This is a genomic window from Spongorhabdus nitratireducens (genome assembly GCA_947387575.1).
Taxonomy (GTDB): domain Bacteria; phylum Pseudomonadota; class Gammaproteobacteria; order Pseudomonadales; family Endozoicomonadaceae; genus CANDOC01.
Genome location: CANDOC010000007.1, coordinates 298,333 through 317,597 on the forward strand (window position 1 = coordinate 298,333; position 19,265 = coordinate 317,597).

The following is a 19,265-nucleotide window of genomic DNA, read 5'->3' on the forward strand; positions in this document are numbered from 1 at the left end:
CTCTCATGATTCAGTATGAGTCGATAGGTAAGAGCTGGCTGGACAAGCGGCCTTGAACACCTTCGTATTCATAGTGCCCATCCACGTATATGGGATAGATACCTTTATCGAATTCACTTTGATAAACCCGACAGGAGCCATCAGAGCTTTCTTCCTTGAAAATTGAATTATTTACTGGATCGGGAAGAGGAGTAGCCCCTTTAGTTTTGCCCATCAAACTAATTCTGGCGAAGGTAGGGTCTTGTTTGGGTATTTTAACTCTTGCTGTCCTTGTAAAACCCCATGATGAGGTTTGCTTAAGATCATAAGGTGCTTTTAATTCCGTAAGCTTTTGCAACATAGAGCACCTGAGCGCTTCAATAACATCCCGTTCATCGAGATCACCTTCCTGCTTTTGTACATAAATGCGAAAGTCTGCACGGTGCTCTCCATCAACTCCTGCTGGCTCTTCTAAATTCTCGAGGAAGTGAGTACATAACATTGAAAACTCAACAACATCAGGAGCATGCCAGTGATAAGGTTGTGTGACCTCAAGAATGAACTGAGCTCTCTCCTCATCTTCTAGTTGCTCAAGGAGGGCTAGCAGTACAGGCTTTTCACTGGAACTTAAAAGCCGCTTGGCTCCGGCTCTGACTTGCTTGACTCCAGGGATATTATCCCAGAAAGAACTTCCTTCTTCTTGAGTATTGTTAATCACTGCTTTTGCTACTGCTCTTAGCCCTTCTTTCACTTGACCTGAGCCGATAACACGCTTAAGTCCGTTTGTAAGACCACTTCGCTCGTATGCTATGGGAATCACTCTATCTACACTAGGAATTGCTCTGGCCAGCAGTGCAACTCTTCCAAAGGGCTGATAACCCGCTATCCAGATATGTTTGGGAGAAATACTGTGTTGGGAAGCTAGCAGGTCGATCAGTGCTCTTAAGGCTGCAATTATTTGCATTTCAGGCATTTTTTTTGCGTTTTCGTCATCGTCTCTTCTTTGAATGAGAGACCAAGCGTTTTGCATTTTAGCCAAAGCTTTTGTGATAGCCTCGGAGCCGCACATAGCTACCTCCGGTAGCAGATTGGAAATTGTGGCTAAAGCGAAGGTTTTTCCCAGCACTTCATGGCCGAGAAGCTCGAGTAAAGCTGTGTACACTTTTTCCGGTTGCAGGTGTCCGGCACAACCATCCGACGAATTCAGGACAAGAATAAGCGTATCTCCAGCCCATTGAGAGTGCTTAAGAAGTGTTACGTCTCGACAAAAACTTTCTAAAGTGCCTTCTGTACCTGAAGCTTGGAATCCGGATTCTGCAAGAACTGAATGGTTGTAGAGAAAGGAATATTGCTGAGAAACAATACCTGATACGGGCTCGTCTGTTTTTGTAAGAGACAAGGAGGCTTTATCCATAGACGGAGCTGACAGCTCTGTTATTTTGGCTGCTGTTATGACTGCGAAAGTATTGCTGGAAAGGAATAGCAGGAAAAGAGAAAGAGTTATTGAAACTGGCTGGAGAAAATTCCTGAAAAAAACTGATAACACGTTTGACTTACTCATTAGTAACCTCGTGTTAGTGCTTTGTACTCAAAATGATAGAAAGACTGAGCTGACAGCCCAGTCCAATACAAAAAAGAAATACAGAAGTGAAAGATAGACAGGTTAGTCTAAAAACCAGCAGGTGTGGTGCAACTAATCAAACGACAAGACTCAGATGATGCATTATGAAAACGATGGGGCCTAGTGCTTTCAAAATAATAGCTTTCCCCTGCAGAAAGCCGGTACACCTCACCATTAATGGTTATTTCAATCTGCCCTTCCAGCACAATCCCGGCTTCTTCTCCATCATGCTTTAACAATTCTTCTCCGGTACCAGCACCCGGTTCATAGATTTCTTCAAGAAATGACATGGCTCGATTGGGAAATGATTTCCCTACAAGATTCATGGTTATTCCACTGGCACCCACATCAATCATATCTTCACGGGAATAAATTACCTGACTGGTCTCTTCTACTTCCATGGAAAAGAAATCCACCATTGAAATGGGAATACCGTCCAACACTTTTTTTAATGAACTGACCGATGGACTGACATTATTTTTTTCAATCATGGAAATGGTGCTGTTGGTTACACCTGCACGTTTTGCCAGTTCCCTTTGGGATAAATTGTGCTTTATTCGCAGGGCTTTCAGTCGAGTGCCTACATCCACAGCAGTAGCATCCTCAATTGTGTTTGTGGTGATTAATTGTCGGGGATACCGCGGCCGGCGCCGGTTGGGGTTTGTTTGATAGTCAGTAAAACAAGGTAGCATAGCTGTGGCAGCATGCTGTGTTTTTGTTTGATTCGTAACTGTATCGCGCAGAAATTTGCATTTATACAGACAGGTTTAGTATTGCCGGTATTGAATATAAGCAGTAATACTCATATAATGCCGGCCGCAACGCCGTCAAATAAAGAATGGCAGAGTAAAGCAATAAGAAGCTTAGAGAGAACACACAACTGATATGCCCCCAGGAGAGTGGCAATCAGGGAGGTAGCTCAGGAATTATGCAGATGCCTCATTTGCAGAAGCCACCTGTATACAGAGTGGTATTCGTGCAGGCGGTGATGACAGTGATTATTGCGGCTATTCTGCTTCCCGCAGGCCATGTTGCCGCATACTCTGCCCTGCTAGGTGGAATGATATGTGTTGTTCCGAACATATGGATGGTGAGACAAACGTTCCGCTACACTGGTGCACGTGCTGCCAAAGAGATTATCAATTCTTTTTATAAAGGCGGAGCAGGCAAGTTTCTGCTGACAATCGCTGCTTTTATTCTGGTTTTTACTCAGGTCAAACCACTCAATACTCCGGTGTTGTTTGGCATGTTCATGCTTGGACAGGCCGTTTACTGGGTAGCGCCTTTTTTATTAAAGGTAAGACGACCACAGCAGCGGGTAGCCCTCCGATAACGACGCAACGGTCTTCGTGATCGGTTATGAGCGATTAAAAAACTGAAGCTGGAATAAGCATGGCAAGTGAAAATCCGACAGCAACCGAATATATAGTGCACCACTTGCAAAACCTGACGTATGGCAAATTGCCTGAAGGTTTTGAGCGGTATGACGGCTCGATCGTAACCGAGCCCACCTGGACCATTGCCCATGGTGCAGCTGAAGCTAAAGCGATGGGGTTCTGGGCAATTCATCTGGACAGCATGTTCTGGTCTATTCTGCTGGGTGCCATTTTTGTCATCCTGTTCCGCAGTGTTGCCAAGAAAGCTACCAGTGGCGTTCCCGGTGGACTGCAGAATGCCATTGAAACCGTTATCGAAATGGTAGACGGCAGTGTTAAGGATACCTTTCATGGCAAGAGTGGGCTGATTGCACCACTGGCTCTGACTATTTTCGTCTGGGTATTCCTGATGAACCTGATGGACCTGGTTCCTGTGGACTGGATCCCTGGCCTGTCGGCACTGCTTGGCATTCCTTATATGAAGGTCGTACCTTCAACCGACCCCAATATCACTCTGGGGATGTCGTTGAGCGTGTTTTTACTGGTTATTTTCTATTCCATCAAGATCAAAGGAATTGGTGGATTTGTAGGCGAGCTGACACTGCACCCGTTTAACAGCCCGAACAAAGTGGTTCAGGCGATTCTGGTGCCGTTCAACTTCCTGCTGGAATTTGTAACCCTGGTTGCCAAGCCGATCTCTCTCGGACTGCGTCTGTTTGGCAACATGTATGCTGGTGAACTGCTGTTTATTCTGATTGCCCTGATCGGTTATTTACAGCTTCCCCTGCATTTTGGCTGGGCGGTGTTCCATATTCTGGTCATTACCCTGCAGGCTTATATCTTTATGACACTGACCATTGTTTATCTAAGCATGGCGCATGAAGATCATTAAGTCTCTGATAACCCGTAAATAAACTTTTTTATCTGACACCATCACACGACATATAAAAGTCGGGAGGAAATATGGAATTTGTAGTTGGTCTGACTGTAATTGGCGTAGCAGTAATGCTTGGTCTGGCTGCTCTGGCAACAGCTATCGGCTTCGGCATGCTGGGTGGAAAATTCCTGGAAGGCGTTGCACGTCAGCCAGAAATCTCGCCAATGCTGCAAACCAAAATGTTCATCGTTGCTGGTCTGCTTGACGCCGTACCGATGATCGCAGTAGGTATCGCTCTGTTCTTCACCTTCGCTAACCCGTTCATTGATCTGGTGAAATAAGTAGACGTTAATGTCTGGCAGTGAAGTCCATTAAAAACTGTGAATCCTGTTTACAGAGAAATAATCGATCAAGTCACTGCCAGAACTCTGCTTTGAGAGTAAACGACATTAACTGAAACACGAGGTGTTGGCGTGAACATCAATGCAACCCTGATTGGTCAGACGATAGCCTTCGCCGTCTTTGTGTGGTTCTGCATGAAATATGTATGGCCACCAATGATGCAGGCGCTGAACGATCGACAGAAAAAAATTGCTGACGGTCTGGCCGCAGCTGACCGCGCCAGTACTGATCTGGAACTGGCACAGCAAAAAGCTGCCGGTGAACTGCGCGAAGCCAAAGAGCAGGCTCAGGCAATCATCGAACAAGCGAACCGTCGCTCTGTTCAGATTGTAGAAGAAGCAAAAAACCAGGCTCGAGAAGAAGGCGAACGACTCAAGGCAGCTGCCCAGGCTGATATTGAGCTGGAAGCCAACCGTGCCCGTGAAGCACTTCGCGCCCAGGTTGCAGTACTTGCAGTCACTGGTGCAGAAAAAATTCTGGGTCAGCAAATTGACCAGGCCGCTAACAGCAAGCTGATTGACCAGCTTGCCGCAGAACTGTAACGGGGCGTACCAATGGAACAGACCACCGTTGCCAGACCTTATGCCCGGGCGGCGTTTGAATATGCACTTGAGGCCGGTGTCCTTGCTGAGTGGGCCGACATGCTGTCGGTCAGCGCAGCGGTGGGGCGGAACGAAACCGTGCAACAGGTGTTGGGTAATCCGGCACTGACCAGCAGTCAGCGTGCTGGCGCTTTTATCGAAATCTGTGGCGATAGCCTGAACCAGCAGGGACAGAATTTTATTCATACCCTGTCTGAAAATGGCCGTCTGCCGCTCCTGCCTTATATTTCAGAACAGTTCGAGCTGCTGAAAACCAAGCATGAGCAGAGCGTAGACGTAAACGTGACAGCGGCCTATCCGGTTGACTCTGCCAGTCAGGACAAGTTGGCGGAAAAACTGGGCAAGCGCCTGGGACGCAAAGTGAACCTGCAGTTCGAGCAGGATCGCGACCTGATCGGAGGCCTCGTCATCAAGGCCGGAGATCTGGTGATTGATGGCAGTATCCGGGGCAAGCTGCATAAGCTGGCAGAAGCAGTCGACGCCTGAGGCGTCGCTGTCAGTGCACCAAAAGACACTGACCAAATAACTGTTAATCCCTGGAATACAAGCCGCTGAGAGCGTGTGTAATACACCGCCACCTCGAGACAGTCATAATCTCGGGGGCAGGCAAAAGGTCTTGAGCGCTTACAGCTATGTGCAGAAACCATTCACTGCCCTGAGCCGTGAACGTTTCTGCCACGGCAAAAAATAGAGAACCGCCATGCAGCAACTGAATCCTTCTGAAATCAGTGACATCATCAAGAGCCGAATCGAGAGCCTTGAAGTGTCATCCGAAGCCCGTAACGAGGGCACTATCGTCAGCGTTTCTGACGGTATCGTACGTATCCACGGCCTCAACGACGTTATGTACGGGGAAATGATTGAATTCCCTGGCGGCGTTTTTGGTATGGCGCTGAACCTGGAGCAAGACTCCGTTGGTGCAGTAGTACTGGGTTCCTACAAGGGCCTGCAGGAAGGCCAGAGCGTTAAATGTACCGGTCGAATTCTGGAAGTACCGGTTGGTCCTGAACTGAAGGGCCGCGTAATTGACGCACTGGGTAACCCGATTGACGGTAAAGGTCCGGTTGAAACCAAACTGACCTCTCCGATTGAAAAAGTAGCACCGGGCGTAATCGCCCGTCAGTCCGTTGATGAGCCGGTACAAACCGGTTACAAGGCGGTTGACTCCATGGTACCGGTTGGTCGTGGCCAGCGTGAGCTGATCATCGGTGACCGTCAGACCGGTAAAACCGCTCTGGCTGTTGACGCCATCATCAACCAGAAAGATTCCGGCATTACCTGTGTATACGTTGCGATTGGCCAGAAGCAGTCTTCTATCGCCAACGTAGTACGCAAGCTGGAAGAGCACGGTGCACTGGAAAACACCATCATCGTAGCGGCCGGCGCTGCTGACCCTGCTGCAATGCAGTACCTGGCTCCGTTTGCCGGTTGCTCCATGGGTGAATACTTCCGTGACCGCGGTGAAGACGCCCTGATCATCTATGATGACCTGACCAAGCAGGCTTGGGCATACCGTCAGGTATCCCTGCTGCTGAAGCGTCCGCCGGGCCGTGAAGCTTACCCGGGTGACGTATTCTACCTCCACTCCCGTCTGCTGGAGCGTGCAGCGCGTGTAAACGCTGAATACGTTGAGAAGTTCACCAACGGTGAAGTGAAAGGCAAGACCGGCTCCCTGACCGCACTGCCGATCATCGAAACCCAGGCCGGTGACGTATCTGCGTTCGTACCGACCAACGTAATCTCCATTACCGACGGTCAGATCTTCCTGGAAACCGACCTGTTCAACGCGGGTATCCGTCCTGCTATGAACGCCGGTGTCTCTGTATCCCGTGTAGGTGGTGCAGCCCAGACCAAGATCATCAAGAAGCTGGGCGGTGGTATTCGTCTGGCTCTGGCTCAGTATCGTGAACTGCAGGCATTTGCCCAGTTTGCATCTGACCTGGATGAAGCGACCCGTAAACAGCTGGAGCACGGTCAGCGCGTTACCGAGCTGATGAAGCAGAAGCAGTATGCGCCTCTGTCTGTTGCTGAAATGGGTCTGGTTATCTTTGCAGCTGAAAAAGGCTATCTGGAAGACGTTGAACTGAAGAAAGTTGGCGACTTCGAAGCCTCACTGCTGAGCTATGCCAACTCCGAGCACAGCGAACTGATGGCTCGTATCAATGAAGCCGGCGATTACAACGGTGAAATTGAAGCAGGCCTCAAGGCAGCAATTGAAGCGTTCAAAGCCACCCAGACCTGGTAATAAGCCGTAAGTCATTCGTTGCAGGTTCAGTGTCTTCTATATAGAAAACGACAACCTGCAACGAACCTTACAGCTTGCAGCTGAGGATAACGAAATGGCAGGCGCAAAAGAGATACGGACGCAGATAACGTCCATTAAAAGTACGCAGAAAATCACCAGCGCCATGGAAATGGTGGCGGCGAGCAAAATGCGTAAGGCTCAGGACCGGATGCAGACCAGCCGTCCCTATGCCGAACGTATCCGCCAGGTTGTGGGCCATGTGGCTCATGCCCGTGCTGAGTACAAGCACAGCTTCATGGAAGAACGTGAAGTTAAAAAGGTCGGATATATCATCGTATCCAGTGACCGCGGTCTGTGTGGTGGCCTGAACACCAACCTGTTCAAGCAGACTGTAGAGAATATGAAGGAATGGAGTGATCAGGGTGCAGAGATTGATCTTTGCCTGATCGGCAGCAAGGCCGTTTCCTTCTTCCGCAGTTACGGCGGCAATGTTGTTGCAGCACTGACACATATTGGCGATGAGCCTAATATTGCTGACCTGATCGGCGGTGTAAAAGTCATGCTGGACAGCTATGAACAAGGCAATATCGACCGTCTGTTCGTTGTTCACAACGAATTCGTTAACACCATGACCCAGACTCCCCAGGTGCTGCAGCTGTTACCGCTGGTACCGGATGAAGATGAGTCACTGAAAAAAGGCTGGGATTACCTGTATGAGCCGGACGCCAAGCATCTGCTGGACGGTCTGCTGGTTCGTTATATCGAATCCCAGGTGTATCAGGCGGTAGTTGAAAACAATGCCTGTGAGCAGGCTGCGCGAATGGTCTCCATGAAGAGCGCCACAGACAACGCCGGCAACCTGATCGATGATTTGCAGCTGGTGTATAACAAGGCGCGTCAGGCGGCGATTACCCAGGAAATCTCCGAGATCGTAAGCGGCGCGGCGGCCGTCTAAAAATATTCAGATAAGGGTGAGGAAACAGCATGAGTAGCGGTCGTATCGTTCAAATCATCGGCGCTGTTGTCGATGTAGAATTTCCGCGCGAGTCCGTGCCTGAAGTGTATGACGCACTTACAGTAGACGGCAAGGATCTGACACTGGAAGTCCAGCAGCAGCTGGGTGATGGTGTCGTGCGTTCTATCGCACTGGGTGGTACCGAAGGTGTTTCCCGTGGTGTGAGCGTAACCAACACCGGTTCCCCGATTCAGGTGCCGGTAGGTACTAAAACCCTGGGACGTATCATGGACGTTCTGGGTACTCCGATTGATGAGAAAGGCCCGATTGGTGAAGAAGAGCGTGCTTCTATTCACCGTGAGCCGCCTAGCTACTCCGAACTGGCAGCGTCCAACGACCTGCTGGAAACCGGTATCAAGGTAATCGACCTGGTCTGCCCGTTTGCCAAGGGTGGTAAGGTTGGTCTGTTCGGTGGTGCCGGTGTAGGTAAAACCGTAAACATGATGGAGCTGATCCGTAACATCGCGATCGAGCACAGTGGTTTCTCTGTGTTTGCCGGTGTGGGTGAGCGTACTCGTGAAGGTAACGACTTCTATCACGAGATGATGGAATCCGACGTACTGGACAAAGTTGCCCTGGTTTACGGTCAGATGAACGAGCCGCCAGGAAACCGTCTGCGTGTAGCGCTGACCGGTCTGACCATGGCTGAGAAGTTCCGTGACGAAGGTCGTGACGTACTGTTCTTCGTAGACAACATCTACCGTTACACTCTGGCCGGTACCGAAGTATCCGCGCTGCTGGGTCGTATGCCTTCTGCGGTAGGTTACCAGCCTACTCTGGCGGAAGAGATGGGTGTTCTGCAGGAGCGTATTACCTCTACCAAGGTTGGCTCTATCACTTCCATCCAGGCTGTATACGTACCTGCGGACGACCTGACTGACCCGTCTCCTGCGACTACCTTCTCGCACCTGGATGCGACTGTAGTACTGAGCCGTGACATCGCTTCCAAGGGTATCTACCCGGCGATCGACCCGCTGGACTCCACCTCTCGTCAGCTGGATCCGCTGGTAATCGGTCAGGAGCACTATGATGTTGCTCGTGGCGTACAGACTGTACTGCAGCGCTACAAGGAACTGAAAGACATCATCGCGATTCTGGGTATGGACGAACTGTCTGAAGAAGACAAGCAGACCGTATCCCGTGCACGTAAGATCGAGCGTTTCCTGTCCCAGCCGTTCTTCGTAGCGGAAGTCTTCACCGGTTCTCCAGGTAAGTACGTTTCCCTGAAAGAAACCATCCGTGGTTTCCAGGGCATCCTGAGCGGTGAGTACGACAGTCTGCCGGAACAGGCGTTCTACATGGTCGGCAGCATCGACGAAGCTGTAGAAAAGGCCAAAGACATGTAATTGCGGATGGCGGGTGAAGCGTTCACCCGCCATGACGCCTGATATACAGGGGTAAAATATGGCGATTACAGTCCGTTGCGATATTGTAAGTGCCGAGGAGGAAATCTTCTCCGGGCTGGTTGAGATGGTTGTCGCCACCGGTGCTTCAGGTGATCTGGGTATCTGCCCGGGCCACGCACCGCTGCTGACCGAATTGAAGCCAGGTCCGATTCGCCTGATCTGTCAGAATGATAAGGAAGACGAGATTTTCTATCTCTCTGGTGGCTTCCTTGAAGTACAGCCTAACAGTGTGAAGGTACTGGCTGATACAGCTCTGCGTGCAGAGGACATGAGTGAAGCGGCTGCCGAAGAAGCCAAGAAGCGTGCTGAACAGGAACTGGCCAACCAGAATGGCGAGTTTGACTACAGCCGTGCTGCTGCACGTCTGGCTGAAGCTGCTGCCCAGCTCAGAACCTTGCAGGCTGTTCGCAAGAAGCTTGGCAAGCGATAAGACAGCTACTGTCTTTGTATTGCTTTGCAGTAAAAAACCCGTCTTATTGGCGGGTTTTTTTATGGCTGTATCTTTTCCAGTAATGCCTGGGTTAATTCCGGAAATTCAAAGTTATGTCCTTCCCTGCCTGAAAAGTGTCCTCTGTCGTTAAATTCGAAGTATTCAGTACTCAATGCTTTGGCAACAAAACGTGCTTCAGAGATTGGAATACAGTGGTCGTTGGTTGAAGCAAACTGAAGAATCCACTGCTGGTTCTGTTTTATCTGCTGCCAGTCCCAGGGTTTGTCATACCAGCCACCGGCTTTTTCATTTTCATCGTCCAGATCGGTATAACAGGCTGCCACCAGTACACTGCCAACAATTAGGTATTGCTCGGCAAAGCGCATAGAGGCTACGGCACCTGATGAGTGGCCCACCAGAATACTATCGTCTCCTGCTTCCAGCTCATCCCGAAGAAAAGGTATCCAGACACTCATATGAGCGACTTTGTTATCTGGAAAGGTTGTTAGAACGACATCAAGCCCGGCGGCTTCCAGTTGCTGAGCAACGGAGGGATACCAGTGCATTTCGGCGGTACAGCCACCGTTCCCGTGAATAAAGATAACTTTCATATCTGCTGCACTCAGGCTGGGAGAGATGTTAGCTTTAAATAAGGCTGTTTCGATTTATAGATGCATACTCAGCAGTGTAAAGGTTGTATTTAGTCTCTGCTGCTAAGCTGAAGTTAACACTTTGGTGAGGTGAAGGGATTGATGAAGCCCAACCGCTTATTGCAGATTGCACTGACTTTATTGTTATCAGGACTGTTTCTATCAGCAGCTCAGGCAGAAGAAAACAAGAATGAAGAGCAGAGCCTTCGCTTTGTCAGTTATAACCTGTGCCCTTTTGCCCAGCGGGTTATGGTGGTGCTGAATCACAAGCATGTTCCACATACAGTGGAGTGGATTGATCTGCGCAATAAACCGGACTGGTTTCTGGATATCAACCCTGACGGCCAGGTGCCGGTTTTAATTGCAGGAGATCAGGTACTGACAGAATCCCAGGTTATTAATGAATTTCTGGATGAACAGTATCCAAAACCTTCCATGTATCCTGATGACCCTTCCCTGAAAGCACTGTATCGGGTTATGGCAGGTAAGGCTTCAACTGCAAACAGTTACCTCTACCGAATCAGCCGCGCCAGCTCAAGAGACGAAGCACGGGAATCAATTTATGAACTCAGTGACTGGTTGCACAAGATAGAATCGAGAATGAGCCAGCTCCCGCCTTTCGAGGGCGAAATGTCCCTGGTTGATGCCGCATGGGCACCCTTTCTTATGCGGGTAGATATTATTTCAAGATCTCAAGGTATTGATCTGATTGATAATTTTGAACAGATAAAGAAGTGGCAAAGCAGAGTTCTCGCATTACCGGCGGTACGAAAATCTGTTGTGGATAATTTCGAAATTCTCTATTTATCTTCTCTGCGAAATAATGAAAGCTGGCTGACACCGAAGAAGGCTATGTTACCGGCACCTGAAAAACCGATTTCGGATCCGCCTTTATACTGCCATTAATGTGGGTGCTAACCTTGGCATCCTACCCCCATCTCGGGCAAAATTGCTTTTTAAAAACGCACATATTCCCGGATACATGAAAAAATATCACGTCTACGGACTTGGCGCCGCGTTGGTGGATACCGAGATACAGGTTAGTGACGCCTTTCTCCAAGCCAACAATGTCGAAAAAGGATTGATGACACTGGTAGATCAGTCCCGACGCGATGAACTGGTAGCTGCAATTGGGGGCGACTGTTCTGCATATAACAGAGCATGTGGTGGATCCGGTGCAAATACAGCCATTGCTGCCAGCTGTTTTGGTGGTAACGTTTTTTATTCCTGCCGTGTCGCTACAGATAATAATGGCGACTTCTTCCTTGAAGATATGAACAATGCCGGTGTTGAGACCCGCGGTCTGCGCGACGAAGGGATAACCGGCAAATGTCTTGTACTGATCACCCCTGATGCTGAACGTTCCATGAATACCTTTCTTGGAGCCAGCGAAACGGTCAGTGTTGTCGACCTCGATAAAGAAGCACTGCAAAACTCCCAATACCTTTATATCGAAGGCTATCAGGTGACTTCTGACTGTGGCCGTGCTGCTGCAGTAGAAGCTCGCAAGCATGCTGAAGCTCATGGTGTTAAAACAGCGTTGAGCCTTTCTGATCCCTCCATGGTGAAATTCTTCCGCCCGGGAATGGAAGAAATGATTGGCGATGGTGTTGATCTGATTTTTGCCAATGAAGAAGAGGCGCTGCACTGGGGTGAAACCCGTGACCTGAATGAAGCGATCGAGTCACTGAAAAAGATAGCCAAAACCTTCACTATTACTCTGGGTGCCAGAGGTGCGTTGGTATATGACGGTACTGAAGTTCTGAAGGTAGAAGCAGCTAAAGTCAAAGCTATTGATACTAATGGTGCCGGCGATATGTTCGCAGGTGCTTTCCTTTACGGTATTACTGCAGGCTACAGCTTCCAACAGGCGGGTGATCTGGCCAGTGCTGCTGCGGGTGCGGTGGTATCCGGGTATGGTCCTCGCCTGAAGTGCGAACAGCATCTGGTTATTCGTGACACTGTGCTGGGACAACAGAAAACGGCAGTAAACTGCTGATGATTGAAAAAGCCGTGCGTATGCACGGCTTTTTTATAGTGTGTGGCTGACCAGAAGTTAATTAACCTGTCGCTCCTGATCCTTCCAGTAAGTAGCCCTGAGGTCGACTTTTCGTATTTTACCCGCCCCGGTCATTGGGAAGGGTTCATCGCGAAACTCAATACTGCGCGGACATTTATACCCTGCAATCCACTCCTTGCAGTGTTCTTTTAGCTGATCTTCCGAAGCCGTTTCACCTGGCATCAGTCGTACAATGGCATGAACCTGTTCGCCCCATTCCTCTGAAGGAATACCGACAACCACCACTTCGTGTACGGCATCATGCTTGGCAACAGCATTTTCGACCTCGACCGAGAAAATATTCTCGCCACCGGACACAATCATGTCCTTGACCCGATCAACCAGATAGATGAAGCCTTCCTCATCCATATAGCCGGCATCACCGGTATGAACCCAGCCATCAACCAAGGCCTCGGCTGTCTGCTTCGGTTTGTTCCAGTAACCGAGCATATTATTGGGCCCCCGGGCCACGATCTGGCCTACGGAGCCCTGTGGCACTTCATTATGATTTTCATCCAGAATTCTGACATCCACACTGAATGATGGACGACCGGCAGACCGCAGGTATTTAGAGCCTTCTCCTTCCAGTATGTGATGCTCGGGCCGTAGTACTGAAACAATCGGAGCCATTTCTGTTTGCCCGTAGGCCTGATAAAAACCAACGCCGGGAAGCTTGCTCATGGCGACTTTAAGCGTTGACTCTGTAATCGGCGATGCACCATAGATAACCGTTTTCAGAGAAGACAGATCAGCACTGTCCAGTGCCGGCTCAGCAATCACCATGGATATCATGGTGGGTACCAGCAGGGCGTAGGTCGCTTTATATTTTTCAATGGCCCGAATGGTACCTTCCGGTGTAAATGCAGGAATAAAAGCCTGAGCTACACCACTCAGGGTTGAGGTGTAAGACATGCAGATATCGGCCAGATGAAACATCGGGGCTGCATGCAGGTAAAGTTCGTTGTTGCCACCGGCCAGATCAAAATTAGTGATACTGGTTGCACTGCTACTCCAAAGTGCCTGATGAGACAGCATCACGCCTTTGGGAAAGCCGGTTGTTCCACCGGTATAGAAAATTCCGCAGAGTGTTTCATCAGACCGACCGGAGCAGGTAACAGGCTCGTTATCTGAAATTAATTGGTTCAGCGATAACATGCCCTCAGGTGTTTCTTTTTCTCCGGCATAAATCAGGGTGATATCTTGCTCTGTACGCTCCAGAATCTGTTCTGCTATTGAAAGAAAAGTGTCGTCAATAATCAGAAAGCGACTACCCGAATCTTCCAATGCATAGATGTTCTCAGGAACAGACCAGCGGATATTCAGCGGAACAATAATGCCGTCGGCCCAGGGGATAGCAAAAAATGACTCGTAATAATAATCAGAGTTCAAAGACAAGATAGCGACACGATCATCCTTCTCTAGTCCTGCCTGCTGTAGCCCGCTGGCCAGCCGGGCTACTCTGTTGCGGGTTTCTGACCATGTGTGGCTGCGGCCGTTGCACAGCGTCGATGTTTCATTGGCACGAACCTGAGCATTATGCTCAATTGCCTGAGTTAAGCGCATTGTAAGTCCTGATTTTTGTATTTCTTGTTGGGTTCAGGTTTTTATTGTTATGGGGTACTGAATACAGCTTTTAAGATGACAATGTTTTTCTCCTGATCTGAGAGCGTTATTTCTTTTTATGACGGGTCAGAAAACGATCCAGTGCATCTGCAAAGACTTTAAGATCGTTTTTACCCAGTGGTGCAGGCCCTCCGGTTTGCACACCGGAACTGCGAAGCTGTTCCATAAAGTCCCGCATATTCAGCCGTTGGCGAATATTCTCCGGAGTGTAAAACTCCCCCCTCGGGTTAAGGGCATGCGCTTTTTTCTCAATCACCTCGGCAGCCAGCGGAATATCGGCAGTAATAACCAGATCACCCTCTTGAGCCTGCTGAACAATATGGTTGTCAGCAACATCAAACCCGGAGGCAACCTGAACTGCTTTAATAAGCTTGGAAGGTGGTGTACGAATATACTGGTTGGCAACCAGCGTTAACGGAGTACGAGTGCGCTCGGCCGCACGAAACAGAATGTCTTTGATAACATTCGGACAGGCATCTGCATCTACCCAGATATGCAGCATGAAGAACTCCCTGAGCCAGCTTGCAAGATCGATATAAAATTTATGGCCCATAATCACGACTTTTAGACCGCTTGGTCAAGTTTTCCGGTCCTGGCCTGAGATACAATCAGGTGCAGATCATGCGAAGAAAATGATGCGGAAGGTATGCAATGAAAAAGGCGACAATGTTTTTGTTAGCGTCAGCGCTGACGACAGGTGTTATGGCACAGGAAGCCGTGCCGGGTGCTCATTTCAATGTCAGTGGTAAGGGAGAAGCCAGCCTTCCACCCGATCAGGCAACGGTTCATGTTGAAGTACGCCGGACTGAAGAGACCGGTGCTGATGCCAAGCGTCAGGTCGATCAGACGGTTGATATGCTGTTAACCGAACTGGAAGCGCATCGCTCCGGACTGAGCCGTATTGATGCGGGCTCTCTGCAACTGCAGCCCCATTATGAATATAAGAACAATGAGCGCCATCAGGAAGGCTATCGCGCCACAAGAATTGTCGAGCTCGAAGTATCCAACCTTGAAGTAATGGACAACATTCTCGAGGCCGTAGCCAGACAAAAAGCGACTACGATTAACAACGTAAATTATGGCTTCAGCGATGGTGGTGCGCTTTGTCAGCAGCAGGCACTTGATGCTGCCATCCAGAATTCACGTCAGAAAGCACAGCAAATGGCCAAAGCTTATGAGGTCAAGATTGACCGGATTTATTCTGCCAGCCTTGGCGGAGGGTATCCTGTTGCTTATTCCCGAATGGAAGGTTTGGCCATGGCTGCTGATGCGGGTGGTGCCCCTTCATACCAGTCCGGTGATTTAACCTGTCAGGCCAATGTATCTGCAGTTTTCCTAATTAAGGACTAATGGACCGATGAATAGCTGTATAAGCAGTCGAATGAAGTTCTACTGTACTGCCCTATTGGCTGGTGTGTTTATGAGCCTGGTCGGTTGTGCAAATACACAACCCTCAATCAGCCAGCAGGTCACAGAGGAGCTGGTTGGCTCAACCGTATCTCCTGATGAGCTCAGGGTTCAGCTTGAGCGACTGGGGGCTGAGGGTGTTTTGAGTCAGGTCGATATAAAGGAGACTGATCCTCCTTTATATAGGGTTACTGGCCCGCAACGTGTTATTCAGTGTCTCAAAAGTTCTCAGGGTGTCTGGAGAGAGGACTATAAGGAATGTGAGTTTATGTCGCTCCAGACCTGTGAAGCACTGGGTGGCAAGTTTAACGGCTGTGCCTCCCCGTGCCGGCATCAGCCCGGCATGGCTTGCATCACCATGTGTGTGCCTGTCTGTCAGTTCCAGCAACAGTAAAGTTATAGCTTGAAGCTGTCCCCAAGCTTACGGCAAGTGTCGTGCTGGGGGCAGCTGACCAGATGATCATTGACCAGCCCCATTGCCTGCATGTAAGCATACATAATGGTGCTACCAACAAATGACATACCCCGTTTTTTCAGATCCTTGCTTAGTGCATCTGATATAGAAGTATGTGCAGGTACTTCTTTTAACGTCTTCCACTGGTTCTGTATCGGCTGTCCATCAACAAACTGCCATAGATAGTGGGCAAAACGGCCATGCTCTTGCTGGATCTCAAGAAAGGCTTTGGCATTATTTATTGCACTGGCTACTTTCAGCCGGTTGCGAATAATCCCCGGGTTTTGCAGTAGCTCGGCCTGTTTTGATTCATCAAATTTGGCTATCTGTACAGGATCAAATTGAGCAAAAGCCTGACGATAACCCTCTCTTCTTTTAAGAATAGTAAGCCAGTTCAGCCCGGCCTGGGCTCCTTCAAGTATCAGGAACTCAAACAGTTTGCCGTCATCAGTGGTGGGAACACCCCACTCTTTATCGTGATAACGTTGGTACAGTTCATCGTTACTGCACCAGGGGCATCTCTCTGTTGTTGTCATTGTTGCAGACTCATATGTAACCCTGGTGCTTATCATGCAATCGAATCAAACCGTCGTGCAAACTTCAGGGTTAAACAGGTTGAGGAATCGGAACCGACAAGTGTCCATGGTGTGTCAGCCATTGGCCACCCGGTTCTTGCTGTAAAAAGAAAGTGGTTCTCACAGGCGATACCGGGCCTGCTTCTTTACAGGTGATAGTGGCGTAAGCTGTCATACAAGCCAAAGTACCACGCTGAAAAACAACAGGCTGGGAGAAAATGACACTATCAGTCTGTTTTACAACGTCCTGAATTCGATTCAGGTGTTCCTCTTTTGATGTAATTACAGGCTGATCCAGCGGTCCCCAGTACAGTGCACTGTCATAACTGTTCAGAGATAACAGCAGATCGATGTCCTTAGTCGCAAATCCCTGAGTCCGTTTATCGAGTTGCTCCTGAAACGGAACCAGATCATTACCGCTTAGCCGGTCAGGAGAACCTGTATCAGGGGTAAACCGGGCCGGGATGTCTTCTCCTGTCCAATTAAAAGAACGGGGTACACCCTGACTGAGATGACCGTGACGAATCTTAAGCTCGCCACCTTCTATACACAGAAACCAGCTCAGGCGTAAATCCGGTTGTGACAGGGTTTGGCCGGACTGCAGTGTGTGAGTCATGCTGTAGTCACATACCAGGCAGACAGCCTTGTCATTCCAGAGAGCTAAAACAGGTGTCGACTCAGCCTTGGTAGATTCTATCTGGGCTTTATAAGAGTCGAACTTCATATCGATGGTATCGATATGCTCATGAATATCGTTTGGATATAACCCCCAGCCCGTAATGTCGTCCTGCATATTCAGGGCTTTGATGCCTGCGGTATCCCGTGTGTTCATACAGCGGATAAGCTTGGCATTAAAACGATCTATAGCTGCTTGCATGGTGATATACCTTTAATGACGCTGACAGGGCATAAATGATCCCTAAGCAGTATGGTTCAGAACAGGAGTGCTGCAAGCTGGCTAACGCCACTCGCCAGTTTGTTTCAGATAGCGTATCGTGCCGCCTTCAGGAATTTCAGTATCACAGGGTGAAAGCCATGAATGAGCTTGTTGTACCGGATATGGCTTCACTGGAAGCGTGGGTGAAGCAGGCAGGGTATGGATCCTGGCAGTGCGACCAGTGCAACGGGTTGCATATTGATGCCTTGCAGGAACTGGAAGGCGTGGTCGACAGCCGGCTGTTTCTGGAACCGTTCGGCATTATCTTTTCTACCGAACTGGATATTCGCAACTCAACAGTGTTGGCCGTTGCGGCTGACCTGGGTCGCTTGAATATGACCTTCCCCACAATGAAGCTGTTTCTGGATGTTGTTGATGACGGCACACCATTGTTTGTTATGTCCCAGTCGTTACTGACAGCTCAGGGTGTTACCTATAGCCAGTTTGCCAACTACCTTGAATCTGCCTTATACGCCAAGCAGCAAATTATTGCTGAATGTAAGGAACTGCATTACCTGTTTAATGGTGATGAAAGCAATGAAGCTGGTGATGTAGCCGCATTGCGTCGCGAAAACCAGTTGCTTCATTAATATAAAAAAGCAGCTGTCTATATAGGGCTCTCATATACTGGTGGAGAAATTCTCAGTGGGGAGCAGAATTGTGAGTGAGCATACTCCTTTTATTATGCGGGCAATCGAATTGGCCGGTCAGGCAGTAGAAAAAGGAAACCATCCTTTTGGTGCTGTACTGGTGCGTGATGGTCAGATCGTTCTGGAAGCAGAAAACACCGTCCATACAGATAGAGATGTGACTCGTCATGCAGAACTGAACCTGGTGAGTAATGCCAGTAGCAGGTTCTCGCTGACAGAACTAAAACAGTCAACACTGTATACCAGTACTGAACCCTGTCCCATGTGCTCGGGTGCTATCTATTGGGCGGGCATATCCCGGGTTGTCTATGCTTGTCCAGCTGCAACGCTGCAGGATATTGCTGGCCCCGGAATGGAAGTGCATTGTCGTGAACTGTTTGAGCGTAGCCACAAGGGGCCGGAAGTGATTGGCCCTTTAAAGGAAGAAGTAGCTAGTGAGCAGCACCTTTCCTTCTGGCCGCACCCCTCTTAATAGGCGGTCACCGACTTTTAATAGAATGTTCCGGTATTTGTATAAATACCCCTTGCATCCTGAGCATAACGCCCTATAATTCGCCGCTCTTTGTGAGGCCGCTTCGCAGCGACCCGGTGGTTAACCACTTCGAATTGAATTGATTTCAGTTCCGGTTGACAGAGCATCGAAACGCTGTAGAATGCGCCCTCCATTGACCGGCCACGTTGATTGATTCGAAACGAATCATTGAGTGACCGGATGTTGATTCAGGCGCTGCCAAACACAGTGCTTGACAACAAAAACGGTCGCGGTAAGATAGCGGCCTCGCTGAACGGGGTGACGCACTCTGAAGCATCAGCGAAAACTTCTTCGGAAGCTGTTCTTTAACAAGATAATCAAGTAATTCGTGTGGGCACTTGCTTGTAATGGATGAATAAAAGATTTTCATCGAAGCAAGTGTTGTTTAAAGATTCGTCTTTGGATAATCACTCGATCAATTCAAT

General features: G+C 49.2%; 22 protein-coding genes. 15 read left to right on the forward strand and 7 right to left on the reverse strand.

The window, feature by feature from the left end:
- Positions 1–10: 10 nt before the first annotated feature.
- Both ACYZZ0_RS14720 and ACYZZ0_RS14725 read right to left on the reverse strand, forming a co-directional pair.
- On the reverse strand, positions 11–1,540 hold the full coding sequence (locus tag ACYZZ0_RS14720) for a hypothetical protein (RefSeq protein WP_461537392.1): 1,530 nt from the start codon (positions 1,538–1,540) through the stop codon (positions 11–13).
- A 107-nt stretch (positions 1,541–1,647) separates the two neighbouring features.
- Positions 1,648–2,190 carry a cupin domain-containing protein gene (locus tag ACYZZ0_RS14725; protein WP_461537393.1) on the reverse strand — a complete coding sequence of 181 codons (543 nt, stop codon included), beginning with the start codon at positions 2,188–2,190 and terminating at the stop codon, positions 1,648–1,650.
- A 344-nt stretch (positions 2,191–2,534) separates the two neighbouring features.
- On the opposite strand from ACYZZ0_RS14725, the gene ACYZZ0_RS14730 reads away from it, so the two are divergent.
- The 9 genes from ACYZZ0_RS14730 to ACYZZ0_RS14770 all read left to right on the forward strand — a co-directional run bounded on the left by ACYZZ0_RS14730 (position 2,535) and on the right by ACYZZ0_RS14770 (position 9,953).
- The gene (locus ACYZZ0_RS14730; protein WP_461537394.1) at positions 2,535–2,933 is read left to right on the forward strand and encodes an ATP synthase subunit I; all 399 of its coding nucleotides are present in this window, start codon (positions 2,535–2,537) and stop codon (positions 2,931–2,933) included.
- Positions 2,934–2,992: 59 nt separating this feature from the next.
- Positions 2,993–3,868, forward strand: a complete 876-nt coding sequence (atpB, locus tag ACYZZ0_RS14735) for a F0F1 ATP synthase subunit A (RefSeq protein WP_461537395.1) — start codon at positions 2,993–2,995, stop codon at positions 3,866–3,868.
- A 71-nt stretch (positions 3,869–3,939) separates the two neighbouring features.
- The gene (gene atpE / locus ACYZZ0_RS14740) at positions 3,940–4,194 is read left to right on the forward strand and encodes a F0F1 ATP synthase subunit C (protein WP_461537396.1); all 255 of its coding nucleotides are present in this window, start codon (positions 3,940–3,942) and stop codon (positions 4,192–4,194) included.
- Between the two features lie 132 nt (positions 4,195–4,326).
- Positions 4,327–4,797, forward strand: a complete 471-nt coding sequence (locus ACYZZ0_RS14745) for a F0F1 ATP synthase subunit B (RefSeq protein ID WP_461537397.1) — start codon at positions 4,327–4,329, stop codon at positions 4,795–4,797.
- Positions 4,798–4,809: 12 nt separating this feature from the next.
- The gene (locus ACYZZ0_RS14750) at positions 4,810–5,343 is read left to right on the forward strand and encodes a F0F1 ATP synthase subunit delta (RefSeq protein WP_461537398.1); all 534 of its coding nucleotides are present in this window, start codon (positions 4,810–4,812) and stop codon (positions 5,341–5,343) included.
- Positions 5,344–5,557: 214 nt separating this feature from the next.
- Positions 5,558–7,102, forward strand: coding sequence for a F0F1 ATP synthase subunit alpha (gene atpA / locus ACYZZ0_RS14755; protein WP_461537399.1), 1,545 nt, complete (start codon positions 5,558–5,560; stop codon positions 7,100–7,102).
- Positions 7,103–7,196: 94 nt separating this feature from the next.
- Positions 7,197–8,057, forward strand: a complete 861-nt coding sequence (gene atpG, locus ACYZZ0_RS14760) for a F0F1 ATP synthase subunit gamma (protein WP_461537400.1) — start codon at positions 7,197–7,199, stop codon at positions 8,055–8,057.
- A 29-nt stretch (positions 8,058–8,086) separates the two neighbouring features.
- Complete coding sequence (gene atpD / locus ACYZZ0_RS14765) at positions 8,087–9,463, forward strand: F0F1 ATP synthase subunit beta (RefSeq protein ID WP_461537401.1); 1,377 nt, start codon at positions 8,087–8,089, stop codon at positions 9,461–9,463.
- A gap of 58 nt (positions 9,464–9,521) precedes the next feature.
- Positions 9,522–9,953 carry a F0F1 ATP synthase subunit epsilon gene (locus ACYZZ0_RS14770; RefSeq protein ID WP_461537402.1) on the forward strand — a complete coding sequence of 144 codons (432 nt, stop codon included), beginning with the start codon at positions 9,522–9,524 and terminating at the stop codon, positions 9,951–9,953.
- Between the two features lie 59 nt (positions 9,954–10,012).
- On the opposite strand, the gene ACYZZ0_RS14775 is transcribed toward ACYZZ0_RS14770, so the two are convergent.
- Positions 10,013–10,564 carry an RBBP9/YdeN family alpha/beta hydrolase gene (locus ACYZZ0_RS14775; RefSeq protein ID WP_461537403.1) on the reverse strand — a complete coding sequence of 184 codons (552 nt, stop codon included), beginning with the start codon at positions 10,562–10,564 and terminating at the stop codon, positions 10,013–10,015.
- Between the two features lie 141 nt (positions 10,565–10,705).
- On the opposite strand from ACYZZ0_RS14775, the gene ACYZZ0_RS14780 reads away from it, so the two are divergent.
- Both ACYZZ0_RS14780 and ACYZZ0_RS14785 read left to right on the forward strand, forming a co-directional pair.
- On the forward strand, positions 10,706–11,509 hold the full coding sequence (locus ACYZZ0_RS14780) for a glutathione S-transferase family protein (RefSeq protein WP_461537404.1): 804 nt from the start codon (positions 10,706–10,708) through the stop codon (positions 11,507–11,509).
- 76 nt (positions 11,510–11,585) lie between these two features.
- The gene (locus ACYZZ0_RS14785) at positions 11,586–12,602 is read left to right on the forward strand and encodes an adenosine kinase (protein ID WP_461537405.1); all 1,017 of its coding nucleotides are present in this window, start codon (positions 11,586–11,588) and stop codon (positions 12,600–12,602) included.
- Between the two features lie 57 nt (positions 12,603–12,659).
- Here the strand turns inward: ACYZZ0_RS14785 and ACYZZ0_RS14790 are convergent, their stop codons facing one another.
- On the reverse strand, positions 12,660–14,225 hold the full coding sequence (locus tag ACYZZ0_RS14790) for a long-chain-fatty-acid--CoA ligase (protein WP_461537406.1): 1,566 nt from the start codon (positions 14,223–14,225) through the stop codon (positions 12,660–12,662).
- A 106-nt stretch (positions 14,226–14,331) separates the two neighbouring features.
- Positions 14,332–14,784, reverse strand: coding sequence for a YaiI/YqxD family protein (locus ACYZZ0_RS14795; RefSeq protein ID WP_461537420.1), 453 nt, complete (start codon positions 14,782–14,784; stop codon positions 14,332–14,334).
- Between the two features lie 152 nt (positions 14,785–14,936).
- Here ACYZZ0_RS14795 and ACYZZ0_RS14800 point away from each other — a divergent pair, with 152 nt between their 5' ends.
- Both ACYZZ0_RS14800 and ACYZZ0_RS14805 read left to right on the forward strand, forming a co-directional pair.
- Positions 14,937–15,635, forward strand: coding sequence for an SIMPL domain-containing protein (locus tag ACYZZ0_RS14800; protein WP_461537407.1), 699 nt, complete (start codon positions 14,937–14,939; stop codon positions 15,633–15,635).
- Between the two features lie 7 nt (positions 15,636–15,642).
- Positions 15,643–16,086 (forward strand): hypothetical protein, encoded by a 444-nt coding sequence (locus tag ACYZZ0_RS14805; RefSeq protein WP_461537408.1) that lies wholly within the window; start codon positions 15,643–15,645, stop codon positions 16,084–16,086.
- Between the two features lie 2 nt (positions 16,087–16,088).
- Here the strand turns inward: ACYZZ0_RS14805 and ACYZZ0_RS14810 are convergent, their stop codons facing one another.
- Together ACYZZ0_RS14810 and ACYZZ0_RS14815 are read right to left on the reverse strand one after the other, a co-directional pair.
- A complete protein-coding gene (locus ACYZZ0_RS14810; RefSeq protein ID WP_461537409.1) occupies positions 16,089–16,682 on the reverse strand; it encodes a DNA-3-methyladenine glycosylase I in 594 nt (197 codons plus the stop codon).
- Positions 16,683–16,752: 70 nt separating this feature from the next.
- Complete coding sequence (locus tag ACYZZ0_RS14815) at positions 16,753–17,598, reverse strand: nuclear transport factor 2 family protein (protein ID WP_461537410.1); 846 nt, start codon at positions 17,596–17,598, stop codon at positions 16,753–16,755.
- A 35-nt stretch (positions 17,599–17,633) separates the two neighbouring features.
- On the opposite strand from ACYZZ0_RS14815, the gene ACYZZ0_RS14820 reads away from it, so the two are divergent.
- Both ACYZZ0_RS14820 and ACYZZ0_RS14825 read left to right on the forward strand, forming a co-directional pair.
- Positions 17,634–18,248, forward strand: coding sequence for a YbjN domain-containing protein (locus tag ACYZZ0_RS14820; protein ID WP_461537411.1), 615 nt, complete (start codon positions 17,634–17,636; stop codon positions 18,246–18,248).
- A gap of 70 nt (positions 18,249–18,318) precedes the next feature.
- Positions 18,319–18,780 (forward strand): nucleoside deaminase, encoded by a 462-nt coding sequence (locus ACYZZ0_RS14825; protein WP_461537412.1) that lies wholly within the window; start codon positions 18,319–18,321, stop codon positions 18,778–18,780.
- Positions 18,781–19,265 lie beyond the last annotated feature (485 nt).

What these genes read in the sequence shown, in the direction of transcription:
- ACYZZ0_RS14820 (WP_461537411.1), top strand. Translation starts at nt 17,634, where the DNA reads ATGATCCCTAAGCAGTATGGTTCAGAACAGGAGTGCTGCAAGCTGGCT.
- atpA (WP_461537399.1), top strand. Translation starts at nt 5,558, where the DNA reads ATGCAGCAACTGAATCCTTCTGAAATCAGTGACATCATCAAGAGCCGA.
- ACYZZ0_RS14770 (WP_461537402.1), top strand. Translation starts at nt 9,522, where the DNA reads ATGGCGATTACAGTCCGTTGCGATATTGTAAGTGCCGAGGAGGAAATC.
- ACYZZ0_RS14780 (WP_461537404.1), top strand. Translation starts at nt 10,706, where the DNA reads ATGAAGCCCAACCGCTTATTGCAGATTGCACTGACTTTATTGTTATCA.
- ACYZZ0_RS14790 (WP_461537406.1), bottom strand. Translation starts at nt 14,225, where the DNA reads ATGCGCTTAACTCAGGCAATTGAGCATAATGCTCAGGTTCGTGCCAAT.
- atpB (WP_461537395.1), top strand. Translation starts at nt 2,993, where the DNA reads ATGGCAAGTGAAAATCCGACAGCAACCGAATATATAGTGCACCACTTG.
- atpD (WP_461537401.1), top strand. Translation starts at nt 8,087, where the DNA reads ATGAGTAGCGGTCGTATCGTTCAAATCATCGGCGCTGTTGTCGATGTA.
- ACYZZ0_RS14730 (WP_461537394.1), top strand. Translation starts at nt 2,535, where the DNA reads ATGCCTCATTTGCAGAAGCCACCTGTATACAGAGTGGTATTCGTGCAG.
- ACYZZ0_RS14805 (WP_461537408.1), top strand. Translation starts at nt 15,643, where the DNA reads ATGAATAGCTGTATAAGCAGTCGAATGAAGTTCTACTGTACTGCCCTA.
- ACYZZ0_RS14800 (WP_461537407.1), top strand. Translation starts at nt 14,937, where the DNA reads ATGAAAAAGGCGACAATGTTTTTGTTAGCGTCAGCGCTGACGACAGGT.
- ACYZZ0_RS14815 (WP_461537410.1), bottom strand. Translation starts at nt 17,598, where the DNA reads ATGCAAGCAGCTATAGATCGTTTTAATGCCAAGCTTATCCGCTGTATG.
- atpG (WP_461537400.1), top strand. Translation starts at nt 7,197, where the DNA reads ATGGCAGGCGCAAAAGAGATACGGACGCAGATAACGTCCATTAAAAGT.
- ACYZZ0_RS14785 (WP_461537405.1), top strand. Translation starts at nt 11,586, where the DNA reads ATGAAAAAATATCACGTCTACGGACTTGGCGCCGCGTTGGTGGATACC.
- ACYZZ0_RS14810 (WP_461537409.1), bottom strand. Translation starts at nt 16,682, where the DNA reads ATGACAACAACAGAGAGATGCCCCTGGTGCAGTAACGATGAACTGTAC.
- ACYZZ0_RS14720 (WP_461537392.1), bottom strand. Translation starts at nt 1,540, where the DNA reads ATGAGTAAGTCAAACGTGTTATCAGTTTTTTTCAGGAATTTTCTCCAG.
- ACYZZ0_RS14775 (WP_461537403.1), bottom strand. Translation starts at nt 10,564, where the DNA reads ATGAAAGTTATCTTTATTCACGGGAACGGTGGCTGTACCGCCGAAATG.
- ACYZZ0_RS14750 (WP_461537398.1), top strand. Translation starts at nt 4,810, where the DNA reads ATGGAACAGACCACCGTTGCCAGACCTTATGCCCGGGCGGCGTTTGAA.
- atpE (WP_461537396.1), top strand. Translation starts at nt 3,940, where the DNA reads ATGGAATTTGTAGTTGGTCTGACTGTAATTGGCGTAGCAGTAATGCTT.